7 protein-coding genes and 2 pseudogenes are annotated in these 16242 nt (G+C 29.0%); 5 read left to right on the top strand and 4 right to left on the bottom strand.

Annotated elements, in window-relative coordinates:
• The first annotated feature begins 1025 nt into the window (after positions 1-1025).
• From FVIR_RS01555 to rpiA, 4 genes and pseudogenes are all read left to right on the top strand, one after another.
• Positions 1026-2213: a phosphoglycerate kinase gene (locus tag FVIR_RS01555; protein WP_067498088.1), complete on the top strand. Its 1188-nt coding sequence runs from the start codon at positions 1026-1028 to the stop codon at positions 2211-2213.
• Positions 2214-2305: 92 nt separating this feature from the next.
• Positions 2306-3382: a class II fructose-bisphosphate aldolase gene (gene fbaA, locus FVIR_RS01550; protein ID WP_067498085.1), complete on the top strand. Its 1077-nt coding sequence runs from the start codon at positions 2306-2308 to the stop codon at positions 3380-3382.
• A gap of 303 nt (positions 3383-3685) precedes the next feature.
• A pseudogene (mscS, locus tag FVIR_RS01545) lies at positions 3686-4569 on the top strand (small-conductance mechanosensitive channel MscS).
• Between the two features lie 952 nt (positions 4570-5521).
• Positions 5522-6178 (top strand): ribose-5-phosphate isomerase RpiA, encoded by a 657-nt coding sequence (gene rpiA, locus FVIR_RS01540; RefSeq protein WP_067498079.1) that lies wholly within the window; start codon positions 5522-5524, stop codon positions 6176-6178.
• A gap of 2774 nt (positions 6179-8952) precedes the next feature.
• On the opposite strand, the gene FVIR_RS02765 is transcribed toward rpiA, so the two are convergent.
• The 3 genes from FVIR_RS02765 to rmuC form a co-directional block, all read right to left on the bottom strand.
• Positions 8953-9102 carry a hypothetical protein gene (locus FVIR_RS02765; RefSeq protein WP_332840896.1) on the bottom strand — a complete coding sequence of 50 codons (150 nt, stop codon included), beginning with the start codon at positions 9100-9102 and terminating at the stop codon, positions 8953-8955.
• Between the two features lie 611 nt (positions 9103-9713).
• A complete protein-coding gene (locus tag FVIR_RS02720) occupies positions 9714-9902 on the bottom strand; it encodes a hypothetical protein (protein ID WP_231908311.1) in 189 nt (62 codons plus the stop codon).
• A gap of 462 nt (positions 9903-10364) precedes the next feature.
• The gene (gene rmuC / locus FVIR_RS01535) at positions 10365-11891 is read right to left on the bottom strand and encodes a DNA recombination protein RmuC (RefSeq protein WP_082799140.1); all 1527 of its coding nucleotides are present in this window, start codon (positions 11889-11891) and stop codon (positions 10365-10367) included.
• 724 nt (positions 11892-12615) lie between these two features.
• Between rmuC and rpoH the strand changes: the two genes are divergently transcribed.
• On the top strand, positions 12616-13473 hold the full coding sequence (rpoH, locus tag FVIR_RS01530) for an RNA polymerase sigma factor RpoH (RefSeq protein ID WP_067498076.1): 858 nt from the start codon (positions 12616-12618) through the stop codon (positions 13471-13473).
• A gap of 1559 nt (positions 13474-15032) precedes the next feature.
• Here rpoH and ftsY read toward each other — a convergent pair.
• Positions 15033-15947, bottom strand: a pseudogene (gene ftsY, locus FVIR_RS01525) (signal recognition particle-docking protein FtsY); the annotation flags it as partial.
• Between the last annotated feature and the right edge of the window lie 295 nt (positions 15948-16242).

Genomic DNA, 16242 nt, shown 5'->3' with positions numbered 1-16242 from the left:
ATAAGCAAAGAAAATTATTACAGTGATGTAATGATTTTAAATTCACTAAATCGCTTATTTCAATAAAGTTTGACTATAAATAAAATTTACTAATAGTAATTATATTAAAATAAAGAACAGATGCAAAATAGCAATATAAAATTTGTGATATTTAAGCAAGCTTCTTTATATCGTATGAAAGAGTTGATATAAGAAATAGTTCTGAATAACATTTAGATTAACTAAGCAATTATCATTCAGATAAAACACTCTATTATCTCTGATTAGAGATAAATAAATATTTTTAATTATTTATAATTATAAAAAACTCAAAATTATCAAAAAGATAATATTAATTAACATTAATTAATAATTAACATAGTAATGAATTTTTTATTAATTCAATTTCTTATAATCATCATTAATAGATGAGGTAAAGCATCTTATTTTTAAATCACTAGTTAGATGGCTTAATTCGAAGATAAATCTAATAGATTTAGCTCAATACAAATTAAACTTTTTAAAAAATGACTTTGTAGATTTTGTTATTTTATATCAATAGCTAATTAGCATAGCAATATTAAGATAAACACTGCTTACTTTGATATTAAAAATTTTTATAAATCAAATTTAATATTGTTTATTATTTAAAGAAAATCTAGAGTATATTTATTATTTAAGCTTGCTAGATAATTTATGCAAATAAATTACAATAGTCAGTTGATAAAGATATCTTTTTTTTTAAAATTTTACAAAAATTTAAAATGCCTATGTGTAGCTATTATCCTATGAATCGTTCTCCTTTTAGTTTATGAGAAGTAATATATCTATTTAGATAATAGGTTGTAAGCCACTAGATAGAATTGCTATAATCCATAATCTATCTAATATAATAAATTTAGATTGCTAATAAGATTTATATCACAAAATCAGAAAATTTATTCCTATCAAAAGCAGATTTAGTTATGCTAATTGAAAAAGGCTGATTTAGCAACTTAGTGATCGTATCAGCTATAGTTGCCTCCGTATTAAAGAGGATTCGCACCGTGACTGTAATTAAGATGACCGACTTAGATTTAACTGGTAAACGCATATTTATCCGTTCTGATCTAAATGTTCAGGTTAAAAACAGAAAAGTGATATCTGATGCGCGTATTCGCGCCTCTCTACCTACTATCGAAGCCGCGTTAAAACAAGGTGCACGCGTTATGGTAACTTCACATCTTGGCCGGCCAATAGAAGGTGAATATAATTCAGAATTTTCATTACAACCTATTCTGGATTATATTAAAGATAAACTTTCTTTACCAGTGCGTCTTTCTAAAGATTACTTAAATGGTATCAAGATTGCTGAAGGCGAACTGGTAATGCTAGAAAACGTACGCTTCAATAAGGGCGAAAAGAAAAATGACGAAGCTCTATCGAAAAAATATGCTGCATTGTGCGATATATTTGTCATGGATGCCTTTGGCACTGCCCACCGAGCCCATGCTTCTACTCATGGTATAGCTAAATTTGCAGAAGTTGCTTGTGCTGGTCCATTGTTATTTAATGAACTAGAAATACTAAGCAAAGCTCTTGATAATCCAGCCAGGCCGATGGTAGCTATCGTTGGTGGTTCAAAAGTCTCTACTAAGTTGACAGTGTTAGATACGGTATCAAAAATTGCCGATCAACTTATTGTTGGTGGTGGTATCGCCAACACATTTTTTGCAGCAATGGGGTATAATATCGGCAAATCGATTTATGAAGCTAATCTGATTCCAGAAGCAAAACACCTATTAGAAAACAGAAATATTTATCTACCAACCGATGTAAGAGTCGCTACAGAATTCTCTGAAACTGCGACTGCAATCGTGAAATCTATTAGTTCAATTCAAGATAATGAACAGATTCTAGATTTAGGTGATGTTTCTGTTGCTAGTTTAGTAGATGTTCTGAAAAATGCTAAAACTATTTTGTGGAACGGCCCGATCGGTGTTTTCGAATTTGTCAATTTCTGTAAAGGAACTAAAGCAATAGCCTATGCTATTGCAAATAGCGAGGCATTCTCTATTGCCGGTGGTGGAGATACCCTAGCAGCCATTGATATGTTTGGTATTGCTGATAAAATCTCTTATATTTCTACTGGCGGCGGCGCTTTTCTAAAATTTGTCGAAGGCAAAAAACTTCCAGTAGTACTCATGCTTGAAAAACGAGCAAAACACTTAAGTATTAAACATACAGGATGTTGACAGTATTTTCTGTTACTACAACTGATATACAGGCTATAGATACAGCAAGAAATTATAGCTTTTTAATAGCCCATAAAACAGGATAAAGTAATATGTCTAATTTTTTAGATTTTATTAAACCAGGCGTCATTACTGGTGATGATATTCAAAAAGTGTTCGCTGTTGCGAAAGAAAACAGTTTTGCTTTGCCAGCTATTAATTGTGTAGGTACTGATTCTATTAATGCCGCATTAGAAACAGCAGCTAAAGTACGTGCACCGATTATCGTGCAGTTTTCAAACGGTGGTTCTGCCTTTATTGCAGGAGAAGGCTTAAAAGATAAAGGACAAACTTCAGCTGTCTTAGGGGCAGTATCTGGTGCACTACATGTACATCATATAGCTGAATATTATGGTGTTCCTGTCATTCTACATACTGATCATTGTACTAAAAAGCTGCTACCTTGGCTTGACGGGTTACTGGATATTGGCGAGAAATACTATGAAACTACTGGTAAACCATTATTTTCATCCCATATGCTTGATCTCTCCGAAGAGTCACTTGAAGAAAATATAAAAATTAGCGCGAACTATCTAACACGTATGGCAAAGCTTAATATGACGTTGGAAATCGAACTAGCTTGTACTGGGGGCGAAGAAGATGGTGTAGATAATAGCCATATAGATAACTCTGCATTGTATACTAAACCAGAAGATCTTGCTTATGCCTATCAAAAACTACATGAAATCAGCTCATGTTTTACTATTGCAGCTGCGTTTGGTAACGTTCATGGTGTATATAGACCAGGTAACGTACGGCTGATGCCAAAAATTTTGGAGAGTTCACAGAAATATGTATCTGAAAAGTTTGGTTTACCGGCAAAACCTTTAAATTTGGTCTTCCATGGCGGATCAGGCTCTACACCAGAAGAAATTAAGGAAGCTATTAGCTACGGTGTGGTAAAAATGAATATCGATACTGATACTCAGTGGGCCACTTGGGAAGGAATTCTAAAGTATTATCAAAAGAACAAAGATTATCTGCAAGCTCAATTGGGTAATTCGAAAGGTATTGATAAACCAAACAAGAAATTCTATGATCCGCGTGCATGGATTCGCGCTGGTCAAATTTCTATGAAGGCTCGCCTAGAAAAAGCCTTCAAAGAACTAAACTCTATCAACGTACTATAGCTAAGTATTGTTAAAATCATGTATAGTATAGATATGGATCTATGTGTTTTCTCATCTTGATGTAAACTGCAAGTAGTTGTTACGATATCCATCGAAAAAACTCTTTTCTTCTGGATAGCGTATTTGTTTTCTTAGTCAAAACAAATCCATAAGTTTTTAACAAAAATTAAAATAATGAGAAATATTAATAACTAACACTATAGAAATAGTGGTATTTATATATTATCAATATAATTTTATTATTATATTATTATTAGCTTTAAGCTAAGTTTTCTTTGAAATACAGAAGAATAGGAGACCTAAATGGAAGATATAGATGTTGTTAATCAAATCAATCATGCAGGGAATTGGTTGATTAATAATCAAGAATTGCTAATCCATTACGCGGTCAATATCGTTGCTGCTGTTATTATTCTCTTTATCGGTTTGTTAACTTCACGGATTGTTTCTCGTACATTAAGCCGGATGATGAAAGCGACTCATATCGATGCTACGGTAGCTGATTTCGTTTCAGCAATTTTACGTTATGGTATTATGATATTTACTCTTATCGCTGCTCTAAACCGAATAGGTGTACAGACTGCTTCTCTCATCGCTGTTATCGGTGCAGCTGGTTTGGCTATTGGTCTCGCTCTTCAAGGTTCCCTTTCAAACTTTGCAGCAGGAGTATTACTTGTAACTTTCCGTCATTTTCATGCTGGCGATTATGTAGATTTTTCTGGTACTTCAGGTACAGTATTGGTAGTACAGATCTTCTGTACTAGACTAAAAACCTATGATGGTAAGATTGTAGTAGTTCCTAATAGCAAAATCCTTTCCGGTAATATTACAAACTTCTCTAAAGGGCCACACCGATTAATTGATACAATCATTAGTGTTAATTATGATGCAAATATCGATATTGTGAAAAAATTGATTACTGATATTTTAGTTTCCGATAGGCGTGTAATTAAAGATATGGGCTTAACTGTGCGGTTAAATGCGCTGCATTCATCCTCTATGGATTTTATAATACGGGCGTGGGTTCCGCGTAATGATCAGCAAAATGCAACTTTCGACCTACTTGAAAAAGCTAAGGTTGCGTTAGATAAATATCAGATTAATGGGTTCCCTATTCGAAAATAAATCTGCATCTAGATCGAATATCAAAAACGCAGACTAAAAAAACAAGACGTTACCACGGCTGAAACCTTGTCAGATATCTCTTTTACTGAAGTAGAGAACTAGAAGATGTAATCTTAATATAATTAATATCTATATATATTAAGTAGTTTAATAAAACTATCAATGGTATTACTGGTCTTTTATTAGTTTAATATAAAATTATGCTTATCAATAAATTGCTATAACCTAAGGCGAGTTTTTCATTTGTTATTACATTAATATCAAATTATTCTAAACTTTTTATTATTTGATGAAAATAATACTAATAAAATATATAATATTGTATGCAACTCTAGTATCAAATTAATAAGTTTATATTATTTTAATTCGTAATTAATTTATAATTTCTATACCGCCAAGCTATAGCTTATAGTATTTTAATTACTATAAATTTTTTTTAGAAATTAAGATACAGCATAAGATGTTTTCACGAGAAAATTTCTATTGAAAGAAAATTATAACTAAACCTTATTAGAAATATTTTAATATAAAAAATCACTTAATAGCAAATCAAGTTTAATGTTAACGATACTAAATTGCTTAATCATAGCAAAAATATCTAAGTGCAAATTTTATCTTTTCCTTTTAGGTTTAATCGAATTAGCTAATCATTTAATACTGATTTAAATATTAGTAATATCTAGGTTGAAAGACCATTAATACTAATAACTGAGCTCAACTATTTTTTATAATAATTCTATCTAATTTGTAAGATTAGTAATTTCTGCTCCTTCTTATTTTAAGAATAAAGATTAATACGTATTAAAATCATCTAATTAAAAAAGATTTTTTATTTATTTATAATATGTTAAAACAATTAGATAATACGTAATGTCTAAACAACATATTAAAAATCTAAATCATATATTACAGAATCAAGCATATAGAATCTCAGCTAAGATAATCATCTTTATATAATAAACTGAAGATTAATTTATGCTAGTATTCATATATATTAATATAGGTGAATATATTATGACTCTGGATGAGCTAAAAAAAGCAGTTGGGTGGGCCGCATTAAAATATATTCGACCTGGTACAATTGTTGGCGTTGGAACCGGTTCTACCACAGCGCATTTTATTAATATACTAGCTTCACTAAAACATAAAATCGAAGGAGTTATATCTAGCTCTGAAGCATCATCTAAAAAATTTCAAAGTTTAGGTATACCATTATTCGATCTAAATGAAATGGAATCTCTTGATGTTTACATCGATAGTGCTGATGAAATTAATAGTAAAATGCAGATGATCAAAGGTGGGGGAGCTGCACTAACTCGAGAAAAAGTTATTGCAGCCGTAGCGCGTAAGTTTATCTGTATTATCGATTCTAGTAAACTAGTAAAAGTACTCGGCGCATTTCCTCTTCCAGTGGAAGTAATTCCTATGGCACGTGCTTGGGTATCTCGTGAATTAGTTCGATTAGGTGGTTCGCCGGTCTATCGCCAGGGAGTAGTAACTGATAACAGCAATATCATCCTAGATGTCCACAATTTGGCTATTATAGATGCAGTAGCACTTGAAGAAACAATTAACAATATTCCAGGCGTTGTTACTGTTGGTCTATTCGCACGTCGCGTCGCTGATGTAGTATTAATTAGTAATGAACAAGGCATAAAAATTATTGATTAGACCAATTATAAACTATGAGTATACAATTAACTACACTTAATAAGATAATTAATCTATAAGTTATTTTATATTTTACGTTGTAAATAATATGCTAAGTCAAAATCATTTACTACTAAAGCAATAACTTAAATATAACAACGATCTCTTTAATTTTTTGGATAGGAAAACATATGAAAAACTTTAATAAAAGTATATTTCTATCTTAATAGAATGCAATATTAACTTCAGTAAGAAATCAATTGGTAAATAATTTTTTGTTAAGATATTTTTATTATATTTATCTTACTAGCGCTTTTCTAATTGTTCATTATAATAATGAATATACTTATCATAAAATAAAAGTATCTCGAATTTTAGTTTTTCTATATTGATTCTAAATAAATATTTAGAGTAACAAAAAATATAGTGTATCAAATCTGAAAAATATTAATGATATGTCGAATTTTTAAAATTATCGTTGTAGTGTATACTCGAATTTAGAAAAAAATATAGCATAAATTCAACCGTTATAAAAGTGCGTTTTTCTGTTTTAAATAACTATTATTAGTTTAGGTAAAAGGCTCATATTACACATGACATAGAAAATGTTTCTAGTATAAAAAGCAATAAACTACTATTAATTAGTGTTATTGATAAATACTATAGCTATACCGATGATATTATTCTCTTCTTCCTTTTCAGTTACAGCTTATTTCTTATATAGGTAATGTTCTATTTATAGTATTATTTTATAAATATTTAGTTAATTATTTAAGCTATATAATCTACTTTATAGTATTTAAAAGATAAGAAAATAAACAGTAAACATCATGATTTGTATCTATTAAATCTTGATGTGATGAAAAGAAAATTTTTTAAGTTCATTAATATCTTTATTTACAACCTAAGATATTAACTAGATCTAAATAATTAAGATGTGAGTAGTCATAGACTATTTAATATAATTAATATAGTGAAGTTTAATACAAAATTAAATATCTAATTGATACATCTATATTTCTAATAATATTAACATATTGATCTAGTGTTATAACACTATAATTCAAATTAAGAACAATAAGATTTTAAATATTAGAAATAGCAAAGTTCTAGTGATTAAGTAAGTTAATACGAGTAAAAACTGTATAGTGATGGCGAGCTAATAATAATGATTATTATTATTTATCAGAAATGGAATGGTCTATCTAGCATTTATTTATAGTTTTATCAGAGTACGCTTGTGTATAAAAGTTATCGAGTATTAAATGTTGTAAACAATCCTTTTTCTAAAATACGCTCGATACAATTTTATGTAATTAATTATAAATATAAATCTGAGAGATCATCATCGATAAATTAGCCAATCTTTATTACTTTATTCAAGTATTAAGAATAGAATAGTTTTAGATATATCATTTTCGATACTATTAAGATCAAATATTAATAACTGAGATACATTATCTAAAATATGATAAATTAATAGTTACTTTATTGATATACGAAGAAATTATCATAGATGATATTAATAATATTAGTCCCTATATATCAATTTATCTGTGAATAAAAGAAATATTTATCACCTTCTATTATAATTGGATACTGTTGTATGCTGAATGCTAATATAGTTATATAAACGAATTATATTTATTCCTAGTTGAAGATCCATGTCAATATTACTTTCTTTATCTTTATAACTATCAGTAGCATGAACTAGTTATCGCTGTTAGCACAGTTAAATTAAATTGTAATATTACTTATTAAATGTTTTATAATAATGGGAAATTCTAGTATTTCATTCCTAATAGGTCTTTAATTTGATCTTTATTATCTAATCATTATTACCGGAGATAAATAAAATATAAAAATTATATAATTTACAATGAAGTAGTAAAGCTTATTACTGATAAGATACTATGCGCATAGTTTTATTTCTATGCGTTTGACTCGGATAGAAATCCTATCTATACTAGCTATCTGTTATTGTAAGTAGAATTATATTCTCATTAGATAAGTTATAGACTTTTATAATTTTATTAATTTAACTAAAAATATTTTATTGAATTATTTTAATAATATAAAATTATTTTATTATATTTGTAATATACTTATAAAATCTATAATTTTAAGAAAAAGATGAATTAAATATTGATTTTTATATTAAATTTATTATCTAGTTACTCAGATTAATGTATTATACATTATGATCTATATAAATAGATAGCAAAATATTATTATTTCATTAATATTTTAAGTTACTATTCTTATATAAGAAAAATTATTAAGTTTTAATATATCTTAAAAATTGTTATTAGTTTATCATAAAGGTATTCTTTAATCTTTCATATTGCTTATTTTTATTAAAATAATAATGGTAGTAGTGTGATTATACTTTGATCTAGTATTAATTACTATTAAAAACTAGCTAATAGCAATCAGCTAGTTTTTAATAGTAAGCTGTATATTTAAACTAAAATTCATACGTCTATTTCACTATATCCATTATCACCTATCTAATTATAAAACAATTATTTCTAATATTTGTTAGCTTTTATAAGATTTATCTGTTAGTGATATTATGCCTGAATCATTAGCGATACAATTTAATTTCTATCGATTACTTTTTATAAAGTAATTTATTTATTGTTTAAATCATGATAGCTTTCCTCCATATTTATAGACTGAAAAGTTAGTCAAGTGCTATTAATAGTTTAATATCGTAATTTTTAATCAATAACTTAAGAAAAATTAACAGTTTTTAAACAATGTTTACTTGCTACTAAACTACTGTAATGGTTTTACAGATAGTATATAGTGCTATCGTATCGAACATGCAGTATATCATTACGCGTTAAGTTATTATTCAGTATTGCCTGTACCCAGACGCTATTATTTTTTAATTGGCAGGCTGCAAGAACTGTACTAGTTCTTTGCCAATTATTACTCATCTTAAATTCTAAATCATTACCAGCTATAGGATATAACTAGCTTTCCTTCGTCAACTAGTACATAATACGTTTATTAAAGCCGTGATACTTTGTACGAGCTATTATTTCTTGACCTATGTAACAAACCTTTATTAAGGTTAATGCCGTCTAACGCTTTTATATTAGCTTCTTGCAGAAGAAATTTAATGCTGTTAACGTTATCAATAACTAGATAGCCTGCTTCAATATCCAACACTAACCATTGCTGACTGTTTTAAAACTGAGCCTAATTTTTTAAAATATACTGCAATATGTTACTCACAGCTACTGTTTTTATTAATAAAAATCGCGGTGCTGGCAAAGTAAAATATAACAACATAGTATCCTGATGGTGTACTACTGGGTAAGTTGAATTAGGAATTTTAGTAAAAAATTGCTCAAAGCTTCCTGTACTTAAAAATCAGATAAACCTAGCAAAAAAACTTCGTCGTTAGCAGTGACAATCGTTTTTGAAAAAACAGAATATTTTTCATTTCAGCGAACTGGCTATCACATACACTACGTCGTTCAATAAATATCATTTCCTTTCTATGATAAAAAGGCTTAGATAACTAAGCATTTTACCTTTACCATTACAATAAGCAAAAACTAAAGCGATCAATATTTAATGAATCAACATCACAGGTTAACTGTCCATGTAGATATTTTACGGCATTTTTGCCATTAATTACGATCAATACCAATCTCCTAGAGAAAAACGTTAATGGTAAATTAGTAGAAGATAATGGTAAACGTTGAGGAAAAGGATTTTGAGACGACATAAGAAATCTCTATTGTTAATATGTATTAATAATAGGGATTGCAAGTATACTTTCTATAGATTTTATCTATAAAAGTTTATAATTAATAAAATATATCGTCTTTATCTCATAATCTGTTAATAAAACAGGATATAAACTATATATAATATCTACACTAATTTTTCCTAATGTATTCAACCTTACTTATTAGTACTTTTACTTAATTCTAATTATATTAATAGGATTAGTGCTTTTGTTACCGTTTAACTGAATCTTAAATTACTGTAATATAATATACTATTACAGTAATTAATTTTTGATTAAAAATACTATTTATAGTGTATCAACGAGCACTTTTTGTTTAAAAGTTAAGGCGCTTTAGGAGATGATATATTGTTTAATATATACAAAGTAGACGGCAAAATCGCTGGTAGTTTTATGTCTAGTCGAGCTAAAAATAGATATAGCTATAGTTTCAAAGTTTTATGTCTCATCTCTAATATTTTTTTGTAGTGTACTAACTATTGGTAGATTAGTCATCGAATCCGTCGCATTACTGGAAAAATCAGAAAATGGAGCACTAATGTTAGGTGTAGAAGTAATAGGTCGCTTAATTTCTACACCAAGAGAACGGAATCCTTCAGCTTGTCTAATAATATTACCACGCCCGTCAGATAATTTATTTTTTGCTAGCCGATAATTCTCTTTTGCTTTATCAAGGCTTTGACCAATAGCATTAATATCATCAACAAAAAGACGGAGTTTATCATATAGGCGCGCTGCACGATCAGCAATATCTTGAGCATTTCGGCTTTGATGCTCGTAACGCCATAGGTTATTTATAGTACGTAATGCAACTAATAGCGTAGTTGGACTAACTAACATCACATTATGCACTAATGCTTCGCTTATTAGCTCCGGCTCATGACTAATTGCCACCATAAAGGCTGGTTCAATCGGTACAAATAATAGTACATAATCTAGTGATTGTAATCCTGGTAATTGATGATAATCTTTACTTCCTAACAACTTAATATGAGTTCTGAGCGAATTAATATGTTCAGTAAGTGCTAACTTACATTCAGTATCATTGCTGCTGTTAAAATAACGCTCATATGCTACCAGTGATATTTTTGCATCTATGATCACATCTTTTCCTTTTGGTAACCTTACAACTACATCGGGCTGTAGGCGTCGACCATCACTTTTGTGAATACTAATCTGAGTTTCGAATTCATGACCTTCACGTAATCCTGAAGCTTCTAGTACTTTGTTAAGAACTACTTCTCCCCAATTTCCTTGTGTTTTATTATCTCCCTTAAGTGCGCGTGTCAAATTAATGGTCTCTTGAACCATTTGAGTATTGAGATGTTGCAAATTGTGGATTTCATGTACTAATGTGTGACGTTCACGTGCATCTTGACCAAAACTATCCTGAACTTGACGGCGAAAGCCTTCTAGTTGTTCATGTAGTGGTATTAACAACCGATCAAGACTCTGTCGATTTTGCTCATCTACTTTACGTCCGCTGTGTTCAAAGATACGGTTAGCAAGATTTTCAAACTGTACTGATAAGCGCTGTTCGCTATTTATTAACAAGCGTTGTTTTTCTTCCATAGCTAGTCGGTTTTCATCTAGACGAATAGTTATTTCACGCAATTCTATTTCCTGATTTCTGTTAATTTCTCGCTGCAAACATAGCTCTTGATTTAGTTTTTCACACTCTTGACGAAAATAGTCAAGAGAGATTACACGCTCCTCAGTAGCAGTTAATCGACCAAAAAGGTTACGCTGTTCACGCTCGCTCTCGCGCATTGCAAACTCAGCTTGCTTACGAATATTTTGTTCGTCTACAAGCGCTTGACGTGTCGCTTGTAATCCCTGTACAAGATTGACTCGTTCAACTTCTTGCAATAAATTTTGATGATGTAGCCGAGCAATAGCGATGAACCACCCTATTCCTATACTAATAAGCGCGCAACTAATACCATAAAGCAAAGTATAGCCCATATTAACTACCTTTAATCTAAACTAATAGCTATATTAATATAAAACTTAATAAGTATTTTGGTATTTAAATAAATAAAATACACTAGACAATAGATAGTGAAAATAGTTATAAAACATAAAGAAATTACTTAAATTTTGCTCTCTCAATTAGAAATAGTTAATCTAGTTAAAAACTATATACCGTAATAAAAACTCTATAATTGTTATACTATTTGTTTATCAGAAACAGCATACGTCTAAGTGTTTTATCTAGCATAATATTATTATCAACGTTATAAAATTAATCGGTTATGTTGATGGGTTTATCCTGAAACTATTTATTAAGAGAGGAGTATTGTCAGATTTTATTAATTAAGCCTCTGTTGCTAATCTTGTATATAAAGTATTAGATTTTTTGTTAAAATATTCAAACAGTGAATATAGCAAAGATGTTTAATATTATATTTATGTTTTATAACATTAGATAGGATAAAGACATTCTAAGATTAGTTCTATTTATAATTACTTGATTTTTAACCTAACTGTCTTCTGGTGTAGCACCAGTATAGTATTTTTATACATTTAAACCTAATTAATATTTTGATACAATAAAAGTATTAATAAATATTTCGATTACTTAACTTACTAACAGGATCGCGATCTTATTACCAACTGTTCAATAGTTAAATATTGACTCCTAATTAAATAGTTTTAATAATATCTTAGTTTCTAGAAAGAGGTCTGAATGATCAAAAATATGCAAGTGTTAGTATATGTTCCTCAGAGCAGTCTAGAAGCTTATGTTAGGACTGCTAATACTTATCCAATACTTACAGCGGATGAAGAACGAATACTAGCTGAACGATTACATTATCAAGGTGATATAGAGGCGGCTAAACAACTTATTTTATCTCACCTTCGCTTTGTTGTTCATATTGCTCGTAACTATTCAGGTTACGGTTTGCCGCAAGCTGATTTGATTCAAGAAGGAAACATCGGCATGATGAAAGCTGTCCGTCGTTTTAAACCGGAAGTAGGTGTACGGCTTGTTTCTTTTGCGGTTCACTGGGTTAAGGCGGAAATTCACGAATATGTATTGCGTAATTGGCGTATTGTAAAAGTGGCGACTACAAAAGCACAACGTAAGCTATTCTTTAATCTTCGTAAAACAAAGCAACGCTTAGGTTGGTTTAATCAAGACGAAGTAGAAATAGTAGCTAAAGAGTTAGGCGTAACCAGTAAGGATATCCGTGAAATGGAATCTCGTATGGCTGCACAAGATATAACACTTGATCCTACACCAGAAGATGATCCTTTCGAAGGGCAGCATATAGCGCCTGTACTCTATCTTAAAGATAAATCGTCCGACTTTGCCGATAGTATTGAAGAGGATAACTGGGATGATCACGCTGCTGATAAACTAAATTTAGCAATAGAAAATCTCGATGAACGTAGCCAAGATATTATCCGTGCGCGTTGGTTGGATAATAACAACAAAAGTACACTACAAGAGTTAGCAAACCGTTATGGTGTTTCTGCAGAACGCGTGCGTCAACTTGAAAAAAATGCTATGAAGAAAATGCGTTTAGCAATAGAGGCCTAACGGTAATCAGACAACACACTTTACATATCAGTGTATAATTATTTTGTTGTATTCTTTACTTTAAATAAAATTAACTGTCTATAAACTGCGAAATTATTAACTGCTGTTTTAGTATAATGATAATTATATCAGAAAAAATTTTTCTGAATTATATTTGATTTTCTAGATGAATATTATCAATACTTTTATCTTTAGCTTTTTATCTTTTAGAAATTATAATTACTTTTATTTATATAAATAGACAAAAATCATCGGTAATAAAATTATGTGATTATTAGTATATTGAATTTGGTATCTAGAATATTTTAGATATATGCTATATAGCTATTACATTATAACCTTATTTATCTATACTATATTACTAATTATTGTGTAAATATAGATACATAAGTCAAAAGAACTTAAACGATATTGGATATATCTTTCTAGCTTTATAAAAACAGATCAATATTCTGTTTTTATAGAAAATATTACGTATAACCTGTATCTACCAAAATCTGACCACCGATAGCTATTACTAATTAACTCTGTTATAAAAGAATGATGAGGTCATTTGTTATGATAGATTGCCTATAAAATATAGTTTTATAATGATAGCTAGATAAATTTATTTACTATAAAAAAGCAAGAAATTAACTCTATTAAATTTATTAAATTTTAATAACTAGCGATATTATTTCGATATGAATTATATTTCAATAGGAAACTTCTTGTGGTAGTTTTTATATTTTTCTTAATGCATTATACCTTTTAATGCGTTATTTTTACTATTCTATGATATCTCTTAAATTCCAAATTAATAGAAAATTCTTAATAGATAAGTCATTTACTATATTTAGTGACATAGTGTGCATACATCACTTAATAGTAGTAGAAAAGCGAATGGTAAAGCGGTAACCGTATGGCTTATAATAGTTTATACTTTTTGTAAGTTGTCAATATTGTTATTAAAAACCCTATCAATACAAGTGATATATTGATTAGAATTATTTCTCTATAACTAGACGTAGTCAGTTAGCTATTTATGTTGATTTTATTCTTAGTTATAATGGATTTTATACGCTGTTATATTAGTACATATTATACATAAACAATACTAGTTAAACAAATATACATCTTTATTGATATTTTATTTTAAAAGAAAGTTTTTAATAGATATTTTGACTATATAAGATAGTAGTTTAAAAAATTGTTTCAGGAACAAATGATATGTAGATAGCATATTATAAAAATAGAATTTTAATTTTATAAGCATATACGAAATAAAAATTATTCACCAACACGATTTAGATATTATCGTTAATAGATTATAATATTAAATACTTGACATTGAAATTATTAATCTTTTATTACCGCCTGGTGATTTCAATAAATCTGTTGATGAGTGGATAAATTATCTCTATTAGATATCATATATCTTATAGTTAGAATAATTTTAGTAAAATTTATAAAGCAGTAATTACTATAAAAACAGTTTTTCTAGAAAAACTTCTCTTCGATTCAAACAGTTAGTCAAAAATATTATGTTAACCATAACATGAATGAAAACCTATCTAATACTAATCTGTTTCTGGCAGAATTGCTTTTATAAAATTTTCAGCTTTAAAAGGTTGTAGATCTCCAGCAGCTTCTCCAATACCAATAAAACGAACAGGAATACAGAAGCGATCTGCTATAGTAAAAATTACTCCGCCTCTAGCAGTACCATCTAATTTAGTTACTACAATACCAGTTATTCCTATTACATTGTTGAATAAATTCACTTGACTAATACTATTCTGTCCAGTAATAGCATCCAAAGCTAGCATAACTTCATGAGGAGCTTCAATATCTAATTTTTTCATTACTATAATAATTTTTTTTAACTCATCCATAAGATGAGTTTTATTCTGCAATCGTCCTGCAGTATCCGCTATTAATATATCAATATCGCGCGATTTAGCTGCCTTTATAGCATCAAAAATAACCGAAGCAGAATCAGCCCCGGTCTGTTGTGCTATCACTGGAATATGGTTAAGTTCACCCCACATCTGTAATTGTTCTACCGCTGCTGAACGGAATGTATCTCCTGCTGCAAGCATAACATTTTTTCCTTCAGATTGATAAAGATAAGCTAGTTTACCAATAGTAGTAGTTTTACCAACACCGTTAACACCAACTATTATAATAACAAAGGGTTTTTTTCTTCTTATTTTTAAGGGCTGTTCTACATTGATAAGAATAGTTACCATTTCTTCTCGTAATTGTCTATATAACGTTTTAGTATCCTTTAAATGGTTACGATTGGTATGATTTATCAAATTATTAATTATTTTTCGGGTAGTCTCAACACCTACGTCAGCTACTAGCAGTTTTTCTTCTAATATCTCAAAGAGATCATGACTAATTTTATTACTACGAAATAATCCAATAAATTCAGATCCAAAATTTTTTCTAGTCCTAATCAGACTATTTTTTAATCGAGTAAATAATCCAGCGTGCTCAAAAACATGTGCTTTATTATCTAGTATTTTAGAAAAAGTGATATACCTTTCTAAGGTATTATCTGCAGATAATATTAATTCCATAGTAGTATATTGATAGTTTTATAAAAATAGCATTATTATGAGATGAAACTTGATTACTAAAAGAAACAATCTCTATTGTCATGTAGAGCGTATCATTTTCCTATATAACTATAAGTAATAAAAGTTTAATGGGTTTATCAGCTATAAGAATTCTGTTATCTCTAATAATTTTCGTATCTATTTAAGATATCGAAATTGATTC

The organism is Candidatus Gullanella endobia, from assembly GCF_900048035.1.
Classification (GTDB): domain Bacteria; phylum Pseudomonadota; class Gammaproteobacteria; order Enterobacterales; family Enterobacteriaceae; genus Gullanella; species Gullanella endobia.
Note: the sequence above shows the minus strand (reverse complement) of the source record. Positions and strands in the feature narration are given on the sequence as shown.

Bases quoted from the DNA above. Each gene is read 5' to 3' on its own strand.
- fbaA (WP_067498085.1), top strand. From the start codon at position 2,306: ATGTCTAATTTTTTAGATTTTATTAAACCAGGCGTCATTACTGGTGAT.
- rpiA (WP_067498079.1), top strand. From the start codon at position 5,522: ATGACTCTGGATGAGCTAAAAAAAGCAGTTGGGTGGGCCGCATTAAAA.
- FVIR_RS02765 (WP_332840896.1), bottom strand. From the start codon at position 9,102: ATGAGTAATAATTGGCAAAGAACTAGTACAGTTCTTGCAGCCTGCCAA.
- FVIR_RS02720 (WP_231908311.1), bottom strand. From the start codon at position 9,902: ATGTCGTCTCAAAATCCTTTTCCTCAACGTTTACCATTATCTTCTACT.
- rmuC (WP_082799140.1), bottom strand. From the start codon at position 11,891: ATGGGCTATACTTTGCTTTATGGTATTAGTTGCGCGCTTATTAGTATA.
- rpoH (WP_067498076.1), top strand. From the start codon at position 12,616: ATGATCAAAAATATGCAAGTGTTAGTATATGTTCCTCAGAGCAGTCTA.